Below are 16,677 nucleotides of genomic sequence, written 5' to 3' on the forward strand. Positions count from 1 at the left end.
ACGCGACGTGGGTCCCGCGGAACAGGGGTCGGAAGCGTGGGCCCGCGAGGGTTCCCCGCGACGGCGCGTCCCCGTCACGGGTGCGGAAGGGCTGTGAGGTGTCCACACGGTGTTGGAGGGCCGCCGCGCCCGATCGGTTCCCTCTCGCCGCGAGAGGCACGTTCCGCATGATCGAGAGGGTCCGGCGCCAGCCGAACGTGCCCTTCGCGGCAGGGCAGGGAGGCGACCCGCGAACCCGCGTTCACGACGGGCACGTTCCGCATGATCGACGGGCCCGAAGACCTGCCGAACGTGCCCCTCCCGAAAGGACTAGAAGGGCCAGCCGAAGACCGGCCAGCCGACGGCGGAGTCGACCGCGACGGCGACGAACAGACCGGTCAGGTAGGTGTTCGAGAGGTGGAACAGCCGCATCGACTTCACGACCTCGTCGCGCTTCACGGCGCTGTCGAGACGGTGGGCGGCGATCAGGAACCAGGCGCCGCCGAGGACGGTGGCGGCGAGGTAGATCCAGGACGTCGCGGGCACGAGGAGCGCCGAGCAGGCGACCATCGCCCAGGAGTAGGCGACGATCTGGCGGCTCACGCGCCGCGGCGAGGCGACGACGGGGAGCATCGGGATGCCGGCGGCGGCGTAGTCGTCGCGGTAGCGCATCGCGAGCGCCCAGAAGTGCGGCGGCGTCCAGAAGAAGATGATCGCGAAGAGCACCAGGGCCGGCCAGCCGACCGTGCCGGTGACCGCGGCCCAGCCGATCACGACGGGCATGCACCCCGCGGCGCCGCCCCAGACGATGTTCTGGCTGGTCCGGCGCTTGAGCAGCAGGGTGTAGACGAGGATGTAGAAGGCGATCGCGGCGACCGCGAGCCACGCCGCCACCCAGTTCGAGGTGAGGCCCAGCCACACCGCCGACGCCGCGCCCAGCAGGAGCCCGAACACCAGGGCGTGGGAGCGGGGCACCGCGTCGCGGGCCAGCGGACGCTTGCTCGTCCTGGCCATCTTCGCGTCGATGTCCGCGTCGACCACGCAGTTCAGGGCGTGGGCGCTGGCCGCCGCGCCCGCGCCGCCGACGAGCACCGAGAGCACGAGCCAGAGCGAGGGGACGGAGCGCTCGGCGAGCATCATCGCCGGCACCGTGACCACGAGCAGCTGCTCGATGATGCGTGCCTTGGTCAGCGCCAGGTACGCCTTCACGGTGGTGAGGAAGCCACTCCGCCGCGTCGCGGGAACCGGGCCGACCGCCGTGCTCACTCGGTGGCACCTCGCTTGGTGGACGGGACTGCTTCGGTCACGACCCGCGTCTCCTACACGCTGTCGTCGGGGAAGTCTGCACCCCCGCGGCCGCGCCCGCTCGCGGGGGGCGCCACCGGTCGGTGCGGTGTCCGCCACGTCACGGCGGATGACGGCCCCGATGAGGATAGGCCCCGTGTCCGTGACGGGCCGTGAGGGTATTCAGCATCGAGCGGGATGGACCAGGATCGGTGCAGGTCCGAGTGGACTTGAATCGATCCCGTGGGAGCATCGCGCGGGCATCCCGAGACGCTCAAGGAAGGCACGGTTCGTGACCGCGACAGACGTCAGCAGCACACAGCCCGCGAGCGAGTCGGCCGAGGAGATCGAGGCGCTGACGACGCCGCATCGTCCCGACGACTGGTCCGACCTCGACCAGAGGGCCGTGGACACGATCCGGGTCCTCGCGGCCGACGCCGTGCAGAAGGCCGGCAACGGCCACCCGGGCACCGCGATGGCGCTCGCACCGCTGGCCTACGAGCTCTTCCAGCACACGATGCGCCACGACCCGTCCGACCCGGGCTGGCAGGGCCGCGACCGCTTCGTCCTCTCCGCCGGTCACTCGAGCCTGACGCTGTACCTGCAGCTCTTCCTCGCCGGCTACGGCCTCGAGATGCGCGACCTCGAGGAGCTGCGCACCTGGGACTCGGCCACGCCGGGTCACCCCGAGTACAGCCACACCCCGGGCGTCGAGATCACCACCGGCCCGCTGGGCCAGGGGCTCGCCTCCGCCGTCGGGATGGCGATGGCCTCCCGCCGTGAGCGCGGCCTCTTCGACCCCGACGCCCCCACGGGCGAGAGCCCGTTCGACTCCCACATCTTCGTGATCGCCTCCGACGGCGACATCGAGGAGGGCGTCACCGCCGAGGCGTCGTCGATCGCCGGGCGCCAGCAGCTCGGGAACCTCGTCGTGATCTACGACGACAACCACATCTCGATCGAGGACGACACCACGGTCGCCCTCGACGAGGACGTGGTGAAGCGCTACGAGGCCTACGGCTGGCACACCCAGGTGGTGCGCGGCGGCGAGAACGTCGTCGGCATCCGCGAGGCCCTCGCCAACGCGAAGGCCGAGACCGGGCGCCCGAGCTTCATCGCGCTGCGCACGGTCATCGGCTATCCCGCCCCGGACAAGATGAACACCGGCGCCGCGCACGGTGCCGCGCTGGGCGAGGACGAGGTCCGCGCCGTCAAGGAGATCCTCGGCTTCGACCCCGACAAGCACTTCGCCATCGACGACGACGTGCTCGCCCACACCCGGGCGGTCGGCGAGCGGGGCAAGGCCGCGCACGAGGCGTGGGACAAGCAGTTCGAGGACTGGGCGCAGGCCAACCCGGAGCGCCGCGCGCTGCTCGAGCGCATGGCGCGCCGCCAGCTGCCCGACAGCTGGCACGCCAAGCTGCCGAGCTGGTCGGTCGGCGACGACGCCGTCGCCACCCGCAAGGCACTGCAGAAGATCCTCGGCGAGATCGGGCCGGAGCTCCCCGAGCTCTGGGGCGGCTCGGCCGACCTCGCGGAGAGCAACAACACCACGATCAAGGGTGCGGACTCGTTCGGGCCGGCGACGGTCTCGACGAACATGTGGGGCCAGATGAGCCCCTACGGCCGCACGATCCACTTCGGGGTCCGCGAGCACGCGATGGGCTCGATCCTCAACGGGATCGCGCTGCACGGCGGCACGCGGGTCTACGGCGGCACGTTCCTGATCTTCTCGGACTACATGCGGCCCGCGGTCCGGCTCGCGGCGCTGATGAAGCTGCCGACGACCTACATCTGGACCCACGACTCGATCGGTCTCGGCGAGGACGGGCCGACCCACCAGCCGATCGAGCAGCTCAGCTCGCTGCGCGCCGTGCCGGGACTGTCGATCGTCCGCCCGGCCGACGCCAACGAGACCTCGGCGGCGGTCCGCGCGATCCTCGACAACCCCACCGGCCCGGCCGGTCTCGCCCTCACGCGGCAGAACCTGCCGATCCTCGAGGGCACCGACGCCGACGGCGTCGCCCGCGGCGGCTACACCCTCCAGGACGCCTCGGGCGGGCAGCCGCAGCTGGTGCTCATCGCCACCGGCTCGGAGGTCCAGCTCGCGGTCGAGGCCCGGAAGGTCTTCGAGGACGAGGGCGTTCCCACCCGGGTGGTGAGCATGCCGTGTGTCGAGTGGTTCCAGGCCCAGGACCGCTCCTACACCCGTCACGTCATCCCGCCGGACGTCAAGGCGCGTGTCTCGGTCGAGGCCGGGATCGCGCAGTCCTGGCACCGGTTCGTCGGCGACGACGGCGAGTGCGTCTCGATCGAGCACTTCGGCGCCAGCGCCGACTACAAGACCCTGTTCCAGCAGTTCGGCTTCACGACCCAGCACGTGGTCGAGGCGGGGCGCCGCACGCTCGCCCGCGCCGCGGAGCACTCGGCCTGAACCCGAGCTGATCCCGGACCTCCACGGTCCGGCGTCCCGAGGAGGACACCCCCCATGGCCAGCACCACGCCCCTCGCCGACCTCTCCGCGGCCGGCGTCTCCATCTGGCTCGACGACCTGTCGCGCCAGCGCATCGAGTCCGGCAACCTCGCCGGGCTGATCAAGGACTCCGAGGTCGTCGGCGTCACCAGCAACCCGACGATCTTCGCGAGCGCCTTCGCGGACGCCGATTACTACGCCGAGGACCTCGACGCGTTCGCCGCGCGGGGCGCCTCGGTCGAGGACGCGATCCGCGAGCTCACCACCGAGGACGTCCGTCGCGCCTGCGACGTCTTCCGCGAGGTGTGGCAGCGGACCGGCGGCGTCGACGGACGCGTCTCCCTCGAGGTCGACCCGGGCAAGGCCCACGACACCGAGGCGACCGTCGCCGAGGCGGCCGACCTGTGGAAGACGGTCGACCGGCCCAACCTGATGATCAAGATCCCGGCGACGCCCGAGGGCATCCCGGCGATCACCCGCACCCTGGCCGAGGGCATCAGCGTCAACGTCACGCTGATCTTCTCGGTCGAGCGCTACCGCCAGGTGATGGACGCCTACCTCGCGGGCATGGAGCAGGCGCGGGCCAACGGCCACGACCTCACGGGCATGGCCTCGGTCGCGTCGTTCTTCGTCTCCCGCGTGGACTCCGAGGTCGACAAGCGCCTGGACGCCATCGGCACCGACGCCGCGCGCAACCTCAAGGGCACCGCGGCCATCGCGAACGCCCGCCTGGCCTACGCCGCCTTCCTCGAGGTCTTCTCGACCGAGCGCTGGGCGGCCCTCAAGGGCGCCGGGGCCAAGCCGCAGCGGCCCCTCTGGGCCTCGACGGGCGTGAAGAACAAGGCCTACCCGGACACGCTCTACGTCACGGAGCTGGTCGCGCCGAACACCGTCAACACGATGCCCGAGGCCACGCTGAGGGCGTTCGCCGACCACGGCGAGCTGCACGGCGACGCCGTGAGCGGCACCGAGGACGCCGCGCGCGAGGTGTTCGCGGGCCTGGCCCACGTGGGCGTCGACGTCGACGACGTCTACCAGGTGCTCGAGGACGAGGGCGTCAAGAAGTTCGACGACTCCTGGGGCGAGCTCACCCACACCGTGTCGGAGCAGCTCACGCGCCGCAGCCCGGAGCAGGCGTGAGCGCCGCGGGGGGACCACAGGTCCGCATCACCGACGGCGCGCTCGCCGACGCCGCGTCCGCGCTGGTCGAGAAGCTGGTCGGGGACGGCGCCGCGTCGAAGCTCTCGGCCGGTGACCCCACCCTCTGGGGGCCGGAGGCGGAGCCGGAGGCCAGCAAGCGCCTGAGCTGGGTGTCGCTGCACGAGAGCTCGCGCCCGCTCGTCGACGAGCTCGCGGCCCTGCGCCGCGGCCTGCACGACGAGGGTGTCGACCGCGTCGTGCTCGCGGGCATGGGCGGCTCGTCGCTGGCCCCCGAGGTCATCTGCGCCACCCGCTCGGGCGGACCGGTCGGCGGGGACCACCCCCTGGTCGTGCTCGACACGACCGACCCGGGCCAGGTGTCCGACGCGCTCGCCGGCGACCTGAGCCGCACCGTGCTCGTCGTGTCGTCGAAGTCCGGCGGCACGGTCGAGACCGACAGCCAGCGGCGGATCTTCTCCGAGGTCTTCGAGGCGAACGGCATCGACGCGGCGGCGCGGATGGTCGTGGTCACCGACCCCGGCACGACGCTCGCCGACCTCGCCCGCGAGGAGGGCTACCGCTCGCTCGTCGAGGCCGACCCCGGTGTCGGCGGGCGCTACTCGGCGCTCACCGCGTTCGGCCTCGTGCCCTCGGCGCTGGCCGGCGTGGACGTCGGCGAGCTCCTCGACGAGGCCGCGCAGGCCGCCCCCGAGCTGGCGCGCGACGCGTCCGACAACCCCGCGATCGTGCTCGCCGCCGCGATGGCCGCGGCGCACAGCGCGGGTGCCGAGAAGGTCGTGCTCGCCGACACCGGCTCGGGCCTGGTCGGCTTCGGCAACTGGGCCGAGCAGCTCATCGCCGAGTCCACCGGCAAGCAGGGCACCGGGCTGCTCCCGGTCGTCGTCGAGGGCCCCGACGCGCCCGGCTTCGCCGACCACGGCCCGGACGCCACCGCGGTGGCGATCGGGCCGGAGGACGCGGGCGCGCAGATCGCGGTGTCCGGCAGCCTCGGCGGGCAGTTCCTGCTCTGGGAGCACGCCGTCGCGCTGGCCGGCCGCCTGCTCGGCATCAACCCGTTCGACCAGCCCGACGTCGAGTCGGCCAAGCAGGCCACCCGTGACCTGCTCGCGTCGGCGTCCGACGGCGGCGGGTCGACCGGCTCCGGCGACGACACCCCGGTGCTCACCGACGGTCCGGTCGAGGTCCGCACCGCAGGCGACGGCAGCTGGCTCGGCACGCCGAGCACGCTGGCCGAGGCCATCCAGGCGCTGGTGGACGCGACGCCCGAGCGCGGCTACCTCGCGATCCAGGCCTACCTCGACCGGCTCGACGACGCCTCGTTCGAGACCCTGCGCCCCGAGCTCGCGAAGGCGACCGCCCTGCAGACCACCTTCGGGTGGGGGCCGCGGTTCCTGCACTCCACGGGCCAGTACCACAAGGGCGGGCACCAGAACGGCGCGTTCCTGCAGGTCACGGGCTCCGTCGCCGACGACCTGGCGATCCCGGGCCAGCCGTTCTCGTTCGGCACGCTCGAGCACGCGCAGGCCATCGGCGACGCCGGGGTGCTCGCGGCGCCCAAGAACGGCGGGACCGCGCGGCCCGTCCTGCGCCTGCACCTGGCCGACCGCGCCGCCGGCCTGGTGGCGCTCGCCCACGCGGTCCGGGAGGTGAGTCGGTGACCCGACGGTCGGTCACCGGGACGACCGAGCACGACGACTGGGTCAACCCGCTGCGGGACGCCCGCGACAAGCGCCTGCCCCGCATCGCCGGGCCCTCGGGACTCGTGCTCTTCGGGGTCACCGGCGACCTCGCCCGCAAGAAGCTCATGCCGGCGATCTACGACCTGGCGAACCGCGGGCTGCTCCCGCCCGGCTTCGCCCTCGTCGGGTTCGCCCGGCGCGACTGGGCGGACGAGGACTTCGCCGAGGTCGTCCACGACGCCGTGCGCGAGCACTCCCGCACCCCGTTCCGCCAGGAGGTCTGGGACCGCCTGGCGGAGGGGCTGCGGTTCGTCCAGGGCACCTTCGACGACGACGAGGCGTTCGACCGCCTCGCCGCGTGCGTGCAGGAGCTCGACGAGCAGCGCGGCACCAACGGCAACCACGCGTTCTACCTCTCGATCCCGCCCTCGGCCTTCCCGACCGTCTGCAAGCAGCTCTCGCGCTCGGGCCTGGCCGACGACGAGGGCGACGTCTGGCGTCGCGTGGTGATCGAGAAGCCGTTCGGCCACGACCTGCGCTCGGCGCAGGAGCTCAACGCGATCGTCAACGACGTCTTCCCCGAGGACGCGGTCTTCCGCATCGACCACTACCTCGGCAAGGAGACCGTCCAGAACCTGCTGGCCCTGCGGTTCGCCAACGAGCTCTTCGAGCCGATCTGGAACGCCCACCACGTCGACCACGTGCAGATCACGATGGCCGAGGACATCGGCGTCGGCGGTCGCGCGGGCTACTACGACGGCATCGGCGCGGCCCGCGACGTCATCCAGAACCACCTGCTGCAGCTCCTCGCGCTGACGGCGATGGAGGAGCCGGTCTCCTTCTCCCCCGACGACCTGCGCGAGGAGAAGATCAAGGTCCTGTCGGCCGTGAAGCTCGCCGAGCCGCTGGACGAGACCACCGCCCGCGGGCAGTACGCCGCGGGGTGGCAGGGGTCGTCGGAGGTCAGGGGCCTCCAGCAGGAGGACGGCTTCCCGGCCGACTCGGTCACCGAGACCTACGCCGCGATCACCTGCGAGGTGAACACCCGCCGCTGGGCAGGCGTGCCGTTCTACCTGCGCACCGGCAAGCGGCTCGGGCGGCGCGTCACCGAGATCGCGATCGTGTTCGAGCGGGCCCCGCACCTGCCGTTCGACCAGACCATGACCGAGGAGCTCGGCCAGAACGCGCTGGTCGTGCGCGTGCAGCCGGACGAGGGCGTCACCCTGCGGTTCGGGTCGAAGGTGCCGGGCTCGGGCATGGAGGTCCGCGACGTCACGATGGACTTCGGCTACGGCACGGCGTTCACCGAGGCCTCCCCCGAGGCCTACGAGCGCCTGCTGCTCGACGTCCTGCTCGGCGAGCCGTCGCTCTTCCCCACCAACACCGAGGTCGAGCTGTCCTGGCGGATCCTCGACCCGGTGATCGAGAAGTGGCACCGGGAGGGCACCCCGGACAGCTACAACGCCGGCACCTGGGGCCCGCCGTCGGCCGACACGCTGCTCCACCGCACCGGCCGGCAGTGGCGTCGTCCCTGACGCGAGCGCGTCGACGAAGGAGACAACCGTGATCGTGGACCTGCCGTCGACGGACACGTCGGCGGTCAACCGGACGATGGTCGACCTGCGCGAGAGCGCGGGCGCCGTCGCGCTCGGGCGGGTGCTGACGCTCCTGATCATCACCGAGGACGGCCCCGACGCCGAGGCCGCCATCCAGGCCGCCAACGACGCCAGCCGCGAGCACCCGTGCCGCGTGCTGGTGCTGGCCCGCGGCATCCGGCGGGCCGCCTCCCGCCTCGACGCCCAGATCCGCATCGGGGGCGACGCGGGGGCCAGCGAGGTCATCGTCCTGCGCATGTACGGCCCGCTGGCCGACCAGGGCGGGGCGATCGTGGTCCCGCTGCTGCTCCCCGACGCCCCGATCGTCGCGTGGTGGCCGGGCGAGGCGCCGACGTCGCCGTCCGAGGACCCGGTGGGCAGCGTCGCCGGCCGTCGCATCACCGACGTGGGCTCGGCGAAGTCGCCGTCCAAGGCGCTGGCCAAGCTGCGCCAGCGCTACGCGCCGGGCGACACCGACCTCGCCTGGAGCCGCATCACCAGCTGGCGCGCCCTGCTGACCGCCGCGCTGGACCAGCCCCCGCACGACCGCGTGACACGCGCGGCGGTGGGCGGCGCGCCCGACTCGGCGTCCGCCGACCTGCTCACCGGCTGGCTGGCCTCCCGCCTCGGCTGCCCCGTCTCGCGCACCACCCGGGACGTGCCGGGCGGCCAGGGCGGGCAGATCTCGATGGTCCGCCTCGAGCGCGCGAGCGGGCCGATCGAGCTGGTCCGCCTCGACGCGAAGAGCGCGATGCTCTCCCAGCCCGGGCAGCCCGACCGTCGCGTCGCCCTCTCCCGGCGCACGACCCGCGAGTGCCTGGCCGAGGAGCTGCGCCGGCTCGACCCCGACGACATCTACGCCGAGGCCATCGAGGCGATGCCGACGGCCCGCAGCCGGTCCAAGGGCTCCCCCACCGCGGCGAAGGCGGACGCATGAGCACCCCCGAGGTCGTCGTCCACCCCGACACCGACACGACGGCGTCCGACGCCGCCGACCGCCTGATCACCGCGCTCGCCGCGGCGCAGGCGGCCCGGGGCACCGCGTCGGTGGTGCTCACCGGCGGCGGGGTCGGGATCGCGATGCTGCGCGAGGTGGCGTCGTCCACCCGGCGCGACGCCGTCGACTGGGGTGCGGTCGAGGTGTTCTGGGGCGACGAGCGCTTCGTCCCCGCCGGCGACGCCGAGCGCAACGACGCCCAGGCCCGCGAGGCCCTGCTCGACGCGCTGCCCCTCGACCCGGCGCGGGTGCACCCGATGGCGCCGTCCGATGCGCCCGAGGAGGCCGGCGGCGGCGACCCGGACCTCGCCGCCGACGTCTACGCGAAGACGCTCTCGTCGGCGGCGGCGCGGCTCGGGGGCGACGCGATCCCGGCCTTCGACGTGCTGCTCGCCGGCTGCGGGCCGGAGGGCCACGTGCTGTCGGTCTTCCCGGACTCGCCCGCGGTGCACGCGACGGCGGCCGGGGTGGTCGCCGTCCGCGACTGCCCCAAGCCGCCGCCCACCCGCGTCTCGCTGACGCTGGCGGCGGCCCGCCACGCCCGCGAGGTGTGGCTGGTGGCCACCGGCGAGGGCAAGGCCGAGGTCATCGCCCGGGCCCACGCCGGCGCCGCCGAGGCCGACGTCCCGATCGCCGGCCTCCGCGGCACCGAGCGGACCCTCTGGCTCCTCGACGAGGCGGCGGCGGGCGACCTGTCGTCGTAGGAACGCAACGAACGGGCGGTTCGCTGCTTCTAGGCGCCCGAAGTCCCCGTTCGCACCGGCGCTACGGGCGCCGCCGGCGTCTCCCAGGGACGCAGCGAGCGCTCGAAGAGCTCCCAGCACCGGAGCTGGGCGAACCACGCGCGGGCGAGGCGGAGGTCCCGGCGCGGCGTGTGCTCGCGGACCGGGCCGGTGGGCCAGGCGGCGTCGCGACCGGTCGGGTCGCCGGACATCCGGGAGTCGGCGCCGTAGCGCGCGACGAGCAGGAGCCCGGCGACGACGAGGACGCCGAGCAGGGTGACCGTGAGGGCCATCGGGAGCTCCTAGGGGGATCGCAGTGGGCGGGACGTCCTCCAGGGTGGCTCCCGGTGGCAGGAGGCGCCACGGCCACTTCACGCCAAGTGGCAGAGCTAGTGGCAGAAGTGGCAGACTGCAGCCATGGACGTCCAGCTCGGTGCCGGGAGCCTCGCCCGCCTGCTCACCGGGTGGCGTGACGACGGCGGCACGGGCGCGAGCGCCCAGGCCGCGCTGGCGACCCGGGTGTCGTCGCTGCTCACCGACGGGCGGCTCGCCGCCGGGACGCGGGTGCCCAGCGAGCGCGAGCTCGCCGCGGCCCTGGGCATCGGACGGGGCACGGTGGCCGCCGCGTACGAGCAGCTGCGCGAGGACGGCTACCTGGTGCGCCGCCGGGGCTCGGGCACCTGGACGGCCCTCCCGAGCGCGACACCGGCCGGCTCGGGCGGCGTCGTCCCGGCGGCCTTCGGCGGGGTCACGCCGACCCCCGCCGCCGGGTACACGCCGTTCGCGCCGATGGGGCCGGTGAGCGGGTGGTCGCCGGGCCGCGACGTCATCGACCTGGCCCACGCCGCGCCCTGGGCGCCCATGGAGGCCGTGGGCGAGGCCGCCGCCCGCGCGCTGACCGAGCTGCCCGTGCACCTCGCGAGCACCGGCTACGACGTCCTCGGCCTGCCCGTGCTCCGCGAGGCCGTCGCCGCGCGCCTGAGCGCCCAGGGACTGCGCACCTCCGCCGACGAGATCATGGTGACCGCGGGCGCCCAGCACGCCCACGCCCTCGTCGCCCGCGCGCTCGTGCGTCCCGGCGACCGCGTGCTCATGGAGCAGCCCACCTACCCCGGCGCCATCGACCTCGCCCGCCACGTCTCGGCGCGCGCGGTGCCGGTGGCGATGGTGGAGCAGGACGGCGTCCACGGCTGGGACGTCGAGGCGATCGCGGCGGCGCTGCGGGCCGCCACGCCGGCCGTCGGCTACCTCGTGCCCGACCACCAGAACCCCACCGGCGCCGTGATGGACGCCGAGACCCGGGCCGCCGTCGTGGCGGCCGCGGCGCGGCACGGCGTCCCCCTGGTCGTCGACGACTGCCTGCGCGAGATGTGGATCGACGCCCCCGGCCCGCCGCCCCTCGGCGCCTGGTCCACCGGCGGCGCCACCCCGGTGATCACCACCGGGTCGCTGTCGAAGACCGTGTGGGGCGGCCTGCGCATCGGCTGGCTGCGCGCCCCGCGGACCCTCCTGCAGCGGGTCGCGGCGGTGCGGGCGTCGGACGACATCTCGACCCCGGTGCTCGAGCAGCTCGTGGCCGTCGGGCTGCTCGAGAAGCTCGACGACCTCGTCGCCGACGGGCGCCGGGTGCTGGCCCACCGCCGTGACCACCTGCGGGCGGCGCTCGCGCGGGCCGTCCCGGAGTGGCGGGCCCCGAAGCCCTCCGGGGGCTTCAGCCTCTGGGTCGACCTCGGCGCGCCCCGCTCCAGCGCCCTCGTCGACGCCGCCTCCCGTCACGGCGTGCTGCTCGCCGCCGGCCCCCGCTTCGCCACCGGCGGCGCCTTCGAGCAGTACCTCCGCCTGCCCTACACCCTCTCCACCGACGCCCTCGACGACGCCGTCGCGCGGCTCGCCCGGGCGTGGGAGTCGCTGGGGGTCGGCGCCGCCCCGTCGCTCACGACCGTCGTGTGAGGTCCCGCGACTCCTGCTCCCACGGCCGCAGGCTGCGGTCGTAGGCCTCCCACAGGCGGCGGTGCGCCGCGATCCGGTGCGCCAGCTCGCCGAGCAGGACCGCGTCGCCCCGCATCGTGTGCGGCCGGCGGGTCACCGGCCAGGCCGGGTCGCGCCCGGTCGGGTCGGCCTCGCTGCGCGTGTCCGCGCCGTAGCGCGCCACCGCGAGGAACCCCAGCACCAGCAGTACTCCCCAGAACGTGACCATCTCCGCCATCTCCTTCGCCGCTCTGCCGAACAGCAACCATTCTCGAAGGCCGGAGCGCTGGACTCCATGGCGTTCTCACGGGGATAGTGGCCGTATGACCACGAGTTCGGAAGTACGGACGGGCCCGCGCCTGGAGAACGACAAGGTGCTCGACGAGACCAACCGGCGCATCCTCACGGAGCTCGCCGACGACCCCCGCCTGAGCATGTCGGCGCTCGGGCGCCGCGTCGGGATGTCGGCGCCGGCGGTCACCGAGCGGGTGCAGCGCCTCGAGCGTCTCGGGGTGATCCGGGGGTACCGGCTCGACGTCGACCCCGCGGCGCTCGGCTACCCCATCGCCGCCTGGGTCCGCGTCCGGCCCGCCCTGGGGCACGGGAAGATCGCCGAGCAGATCGCGGACCGGCAGCCCGAGGTCGTCGAGTGCCACAAGATCACCGGTGAGGACTGCCTGCTCATGCGCGTGCAGGTGCGCGACGTCGCCGACCTCGACCGCGTCCTCGAGGGCTGGCAGGAGCACGCCTCCACCGTCACCTCGGTCATCAAGAGCACCCCGGTCGAGCCGCGGAACATGCTGACCGTGGCCTGACACGGCGGGCCCGCGGGAGCATGATCAGAGTTCCTGCTGGTCGTCGTGAGGAGCACGAGAATGTCCGAGCCGGGTTCCGCCACGGGCGCCGTCGTCGTCGGCGTGGACGGGAGCGACGGGTCGCGCGCCGCCCTCGAGTACGCGATGGACGAGGCCGCGCGCCGCGGGGTCCCGGTGCGGGCGATCATGGCGTACGCGGGCCCGGACGTCTGGTCGAGCGCCGAGGGCGTCATCCCCGACGCCCGCATCCTGCACGACGCGGCGGCGCGCGACGTGCGGGCGCTCGTCGACGAGGTGTCGGCGACGCGTGCCGCCCGGGGCGCCCCCGCGCCGCCCGTCGTCGAGGCCGACATCGCCATGGGCCCGGCGTCGACCGTCCTGATCCACCACTCCCGCGGCGCCGCGGTGCTCGTGGTGGGCCACCGGGGCCGCGGCGGGCTCGCGAGCCGGGTCATCGGCTCGGTCGGCCTCAGCGCCGTCATCCACGCCGAGTGCACCGTGGTCGTGGTGCGGGACTGAAGCCGCTCGAAACGCTCAGCGCACGATCACGTCCACCACGACCGGGCCCGACGAGCACAGGGCCTCCGTGAGGGCGGGCACCAGCTCGTCGGGACGTTCGACGCGCACGCCCGGGACGCCCTGGCCGGCCGCGAGGGCGACGAAGTCGAGCCCCGGGAGCGCCGTGCCCACCGGCTTGCTGATCCCGAAGTGCTCGGCGAACTGGTCGAGGGCGCGGTAGCGGGCGTTGTGCACCACGACCACGGTCAGCGGGACGCCCTGCTGCGCCGCGGACCACAGCGCCTGGATCCCGTACATCGCCGAACCGTCGCCCACGAGCGCCACCACCCGCTCCAGCCGCCCCATCGCCATCCCCACCGCCGCGGGCAGCCCGTGCCCCAGCCCGCCGCTGGCGCAGGTGAAGAAGCTCCCGGATCGGTCGAAGGGCAGGTGGTCGTGCATCGGCCCGCGGGTCGCCGGGGCCTCCTCGACGACCACGGAGTCGGCCGGCCGCAGGTCCGCGAGCGTCTGGAGCAGCAGTTCCTCGGTGATGCCCTCGTCCTCGGCCTCCACCCGCTCGACGGCCGGTGGCGGCGCCGGGAGCGGGCGCTCCGGCGGCGGCGGCCCCGCGAGCAGGGCGTGCACGCCGTGGCGTACGCCGGTGACGATCGAGGTGCCCACCGGTGTCCAAGCGGCGTGCGCCGGGTCGTCGGTGAGCTGGACCAGCGTCGTGCCCTCGGGCACCGCGGTGTCGCCCTCCACCGCGCCCTCGGTGTGGAACGGGAAGACCGGGGCACCGAGCACCAGCACGAGGTCGTGCTCGCGCAGCGCCGCCCGGATGCCGTCGTGCGCGGCCGGCAGGAAGCCGCCGAAGAGCCGGTGGCGCTCGGGGAACCCGCAGCGCGGCGACATCGGGGCGGCGTACACCCGGGCGGCGTGCCGCTCGGCGAGGGCGACGACGTCGTCGAAGGCCCCGTCCCGGTCCACCTCGCCGCCGACCACGAACGCGGGCGCGCTCGCCGCGGCCAGGTGGTCCGCGACGTGGGCGAGCGCGTCGGGGTCGCCCGCCACCGAGCCGACGACGCGGTGGGCGGACACGTCGCCCGCGGGCCGGTCCCAGTCGTCGACCGGCACCGACACGAGCACCGGCCCGCACGGCGGCGTGGACGCCACGTGGATCGCCCGGGCCAGGGTGGCGGGGACGTCGGCGGCCCGGGCCGGCTCGCGCGAGAACTTGACGTAGGGCTCGCCGAACTCGGCCGGGCGCTCGGCGAACAGGAACGGCTCCCCCACCAGCAGCGACCGCGCCTGCTGGCCCGCGACCACCACCAGGGGCGTGCGGTTGCGGAAGGCGGTGAAGACGTTCCCCAGCCCGTGGCCCACCCCGGCCGCCGAGTGCAGGTTCACCAGACCCGGACGGCCGGTGGCCTGCGCGAACCCGTCGGCCATGGCGACCGCCACCGACTCCTGCAGCGCGAGGGCGTAGCGGAAGTCGTCCGGGAAGTCCCGGAACATCGGCAGCTCCGTGGAACCCGGGTTCCCGAAGATCGTCGTGATGCCGTGCTCGCGCAGCACGGACAGGGACGCCTCGCGCACCGTCGCCATGTGGTCACCCCACCATTCCGCGCCGACTCCCGCGACCGTGGCTCCCGCTCGCCGGAACCCGCGCGAGGATGGAGGCATGACCGGCGCGCTGTGGACCGTCGGCCACGGCACGCTCGACGGCCCGCACGTCGCGCGGCTCGTGGCCGACGCCGGGGTCGCCGAGGTCGTCGACGTCCGCCGGCATCCCGGCAGCCGTCGCGACCCGTCGGTGGCACGGGAGGCCTTGGGGCAGGCTCTCCGGGAGAACGGCGTCGGCTACCGCTGGGACGACAGGCTCGGTGGACGACGCAGCAGGCCGGCCGGCTCCCCCGACACGGCCCTGCGCAACGTCGCCTTCGCCGGCTACGCCGCGCACATGCGTACGCCGACGTTCACCGCCGCGGTCGACGACGTGCTGGCGGCCGCCGGGCCCACGGCGATCCTGTGCTCGGAGTCGGTGTGGTGGCGTTGCCACCGCCGCCTCGTCGCCGACCACGTCGTCCTCGTCCGGGGGGTCGAGGTACGGCACCTGATGCACGACGGGCGGACGCCGGAGCACCGTCCGACCGACGGAGTGCGGCGGTCCGGGCAGCAGCTCGTCTACGACGACGGGCAGGAGCCGCTCCCCGGCACCGGCCCGCTCTAGGGCTCGTCGACCAGGTCGCCCGCGAGGTACTCCTGGTAAGCGGCGAGGTCGAGCAGCCCGTGACCGCAGTAGTTGAAGAGGATCACCCGCTCCTCGTTCAGCCGCGTGGCCTCGGCCGCCTCCTGGATCACCGACGCGATGCCGTGGCCCGCCTCGGGCGCCGGGATCTTGCCCTCGACGCGCGCGAACAGGACGTTGGCCTCGAACACCGCGCGCTGCTTGTGCGCCACCGCCTCCATCCGGCCCTCGTGCACCAGCTTGGAGATGATCGGCGAATCGCCGTGGTAGCGCAGCCCGCCGGCGTGGATGCCGGGCGGCACGAAGTCGTGGCCCAGCGTGTACATGTTCATCAGCGGCGTCAGGCCCGCGGTGTCGCCGAAGTCGTACTCGTAGGTGCCCTTCGTCAGCGTCGGGCAGGACGCGGGCTCGGCGGCGAGCAGGCGCACCGAGGGGTCGGGCAGGAACGGCAGCGCGACGCCGCCGAGGTTGGAGCCGCCACCGCACGGGGCGATGACGACGTCCGGGCGGATCTCCCCCGCGTTCACCAGCTGCTGCTGGGCCTCGAGTCCGATGATCGTCTGGTGCAGCAGCACGTGGTTGAGCACGGAGCCCAGCGCGTAGTGGGTGTCGTCGCGGCCGACGGCGTCGCGCACCGCGTCGGAGATCGCAGCGCCGAGCGAGCCGGGGTGCGACGGGTCGTCGATTGGCGACGGGACGACGCTGCCGCCCCAGGTCTCCATGATCACCTTGCGGTAGGGCTTCTGCTCGAAGCTCTTGCGCACCATGTAGACCGCGCACTCGAGGTCGTACTGCGCGCACGCGAAGGCCAGCGCCGTGCCCCACTGGCCCGCGCCCGTCTCGGTGGCCAGGCGGGTGATGCCCTCGCGGGCGTTGTAGAACGCCTGCGGCACCGCCGAGTTCGGCTTGTGCGAGCCCGCGGGCGAGACGGACTCGTCCTTGAAGTAGATCCGCGCCGGCGTGCCCAGCGCGGCCTCGAGGCGACGGGCGCGCACCAGCGGCGTCGGCCTCCACAGGCGCAGGACGTCGAGGACCTCGCCGGGGATGTCGATCCACGGGTCGGCCGACATCTCCTGGCCGATCAGCTCCTGGGCGAACAGCGGAGCCAGGTCGTCGGGTCCGACCGGCTCACGCGTCGCCGGGTGGAGCGGGGGATCCAGGGGAGTCGCGAGATGCGGCGCGACGTTGAACCACGCCGTGGGGAGCTCGGACTGTGCGAGCGCGAACCGTGTGTCGAGAGCCGGGGCCACCATGGCCC

15 protein-coding genes are annotated in these 16,677 nt (G+C 74.1%); 10 read left to right on the forward strand and 5 right to left on the reverse strand.

Going from position 1 to position 16,677, the window contains the following annotated elements; genetic code table 11:
* Window positions 1-309: 309 nt before the first annotated feature.
* Window positions 310-1,245 carry a heme o synthase gene (locus PH191_RS12425; RefSeq protein ID WP_274190336.1) on the reverse strand — a complete coding sequence of 312 codons (936 nt, stop codon included), beginning with the start codon at window positions 1,243-1,245 and terminating at the stop codon, window positions 310-312.
* 364 nt (window positions 1,246-1,609) lie between these two features.
* On the opposite strand from PH191_RS12425, the gene tkt reads away from it, so the two are divergent.
* From tkt to pgl, 6 genes are read left to right on the forward strand one after another with little or no spacing between them, the layout of a single operon-like run.
* A complete protein-coding gene (gene tkt, locus PH191_RS12430; RefSeq protein ID WP_274195286.1) occupies window positions 1,610-3,697 on the forward strand; it encodes a transketolase in 2,088 nt (695 codons plus the stop codon).
* Window positions 3,698-3,751: 54 nt separating this feature from the next.
* Window positions 3,752-4,876, forward strand: a complete 1,125-nt coding sequence (gene tal, locus PH191_RS12435; protein ID WP_274194914.1) for a transaldolase — start codon at window positions 3,752-3,754, stop codon at window positions 4,874-4,876.
* On the forward strand, window positions 4,873-6,555 hold the full coding sequence (locus tag PH191_RS12440) for a glucose-6-phosphate isomerase (protein ID WP_274194915.1): 1,683 nt from the start codon (window positions 4,873-4,875) through the stop codon (window positions 6,553-6,555). Before tal ends, PH191_RS12440 begins: the two co-directional genes overlap by 4 nt.
* On the forward strand, window positions 6,552-8,111 hold the full coding sequence (gene zwf, locus PH191_RS12445) for a glucose-6-phosphate dehydrogenase (RefSeq protein ID WP_274194916.1): 1,560 nt from the start codon (window positions 6,552-6,554) through the stop codon (window positions 8,109-8,111). Before PH191_RS12440 ends, zwf begins: the two co-directional genes overlap by 4 nt.
* A 28-nt stretch (window positions 8,112-8,139) precedes the next feature.
* Complete coding sequence (locus PH191_RS12450) at window positions 8,140-9,108, forward strand: glucose-6-phosphate dehydrogenase assembly protein OpcA (protein WP_274194917.1); 969 nt, start codon at window positions 8,140-8,142, stop codon at window positions 9,106-9,108.
* Window positions 9,105-9,872, forward strand: coding sequence for a 6-phosphogluconolactonase (pgl, locus tag PH191_RS12455; RefSeq protein ID WP_274194918.1), 768 nt, complete (start codon window positions 9,105-9,107; stop codon window positions 9,870-9,872). The genes PH191_RS12450 and pgl overlap by 4 nt, the downstream gene beginning before the upstream one ends.
* Before the next feature lie 29 nt (window positions 9,873-9,901).
* Here the strand turns inward: pgl and PH191_RS12460 are convergent, their stop codons facing one another.
* Entirely contained in the window at window positions 9,902-10,183 is a 282-nt protein-coding gene (locus PH191_RS12460; protein WP_274194919.1) for a hypothetical protein, read from the reverse strand.
* 124 nt (window positions 10,184-10,307) lie between these two features.
* On the opposite strand from PH191_RS12460, the gene yczR reads away from it, so the two are divergent.
* Window positions 10,308-11,840, forward strand: a complete 1,533-nt coding sequence (gene yczR, locus PH191_RS12465; protein ID WP_274194920.1) for a MocR-like transcription factor YczR — start codon at window positions 10,308-10,310, stop codon at window positions 11,838-11,840.
* On the opposite strand, the gene PH191_RS12470 is transcribed toward yczR, so the two are convergent.
* Window positions 11,824-12,096, reverse strand: coding sequence for a hypothetical protein (locus PH191_RS12470; protein WP_274194921.1), 273 nt, complete (start codon window positions 12,094-12,096; stop codon window positions 11,824-11,826). The genes yczR and PH191_RS12470 overlap by 17 nt on opposite strands.
* An 85-nt stretch (window positions 12,097-12,181) precedes the next feature.
* On the opposite strand from PH191_RS12470, the gene PH191_RS12475 reads away from it, so the two are divergent.
* Both PH191_RS12475 and PH191_RS12480 read left to right on the forward strand, forming a co-directional pair.
* Window positions 12,182-12,673 carry an Lrp/AsnC family transcriptional regulator gene (locus tag PH191_RS12475; protein WP_274186691.1) on the forward strand — a complete coding sequence of 164 codons (492 nt, stop codon included), beginning with the start codon at window positions 12,182-12,184 and terminating at the stop codon, window positions 12,671-12,673.
* Between the two features lie 60 nt (window positions 12,674-12,733).
* Entirely contained in the window at window positions 12,734-13,192 is a 459-nt protein-coding gene (locus PH191_RS12480; RefSeq protein ID WP_274194922.1) for a universal stress protein, read from the forward strand.
* Between the two features lie 15 nt (window positions 13,193-13,207).
* Here PH191_RS12480 and mdlC read toward each other — a convergent pair whose 3' ends face one another.
* Window positions 13,208-14,776 (reverse strand): benzoylformate decarboxylase, encoded by a 1,569-nt coding sequence (gene mdlC, locus PH191_RS12485; protein ID WP_274194923.1) that lies wholly within the window; start codon window positions 14,774-14,776, stop codon window positions 13,208-13,210.
* Between the two features lie 76 nt (window positions 14,777-14,852).
* On the opposite strand from mdlC, the gene PH191_RS12490 reads away from it, so the two are divergent.
* On the forward strand, window positions 14,853-15,401 hold the full coding sequence (locus PH191_RS12490; RefSeq protein ID WP_274194924.1) for a DUF488 domain-containing protein: 549 nt from the start codon (window positions 14,853-14,855) through the stop codon (window positions 15,399-15,401).
* On the opposite strand, the gene PH191_RS12495 is transcribed toward PH191_RS12490, so the two are convergent.
* Window positions 15,398-16,672, reverse strand: a complete 1,275-nt coding sequence (locus PH191_RS12495; protein ID WP_274194925.1) for a TrpB-like pyridoxal phosphate-dependent enzyme — start codon at window positions 16,670-16,672, stop codon at window positions 15,398-15,400. The two genes, PH191_RS12490 and PH191_RS12495, sit on opposite strands and share 4 nt — an antisense overlap.
* Between the last annotated feature and the right edge of the window lie 5 nt (window positions 16,673-16,677).

Source organism: Actinomycetospora callitridis (assembly GCF_028737265.1).
In the GTDB taxonomy this organism is placed as follows: Bacteria; Actinomycetota; Actinomycetes; order Mycobacteriales; family Pseudonocardiaceae; genus Actinomycetospora; species Actinomycetospora callitridis.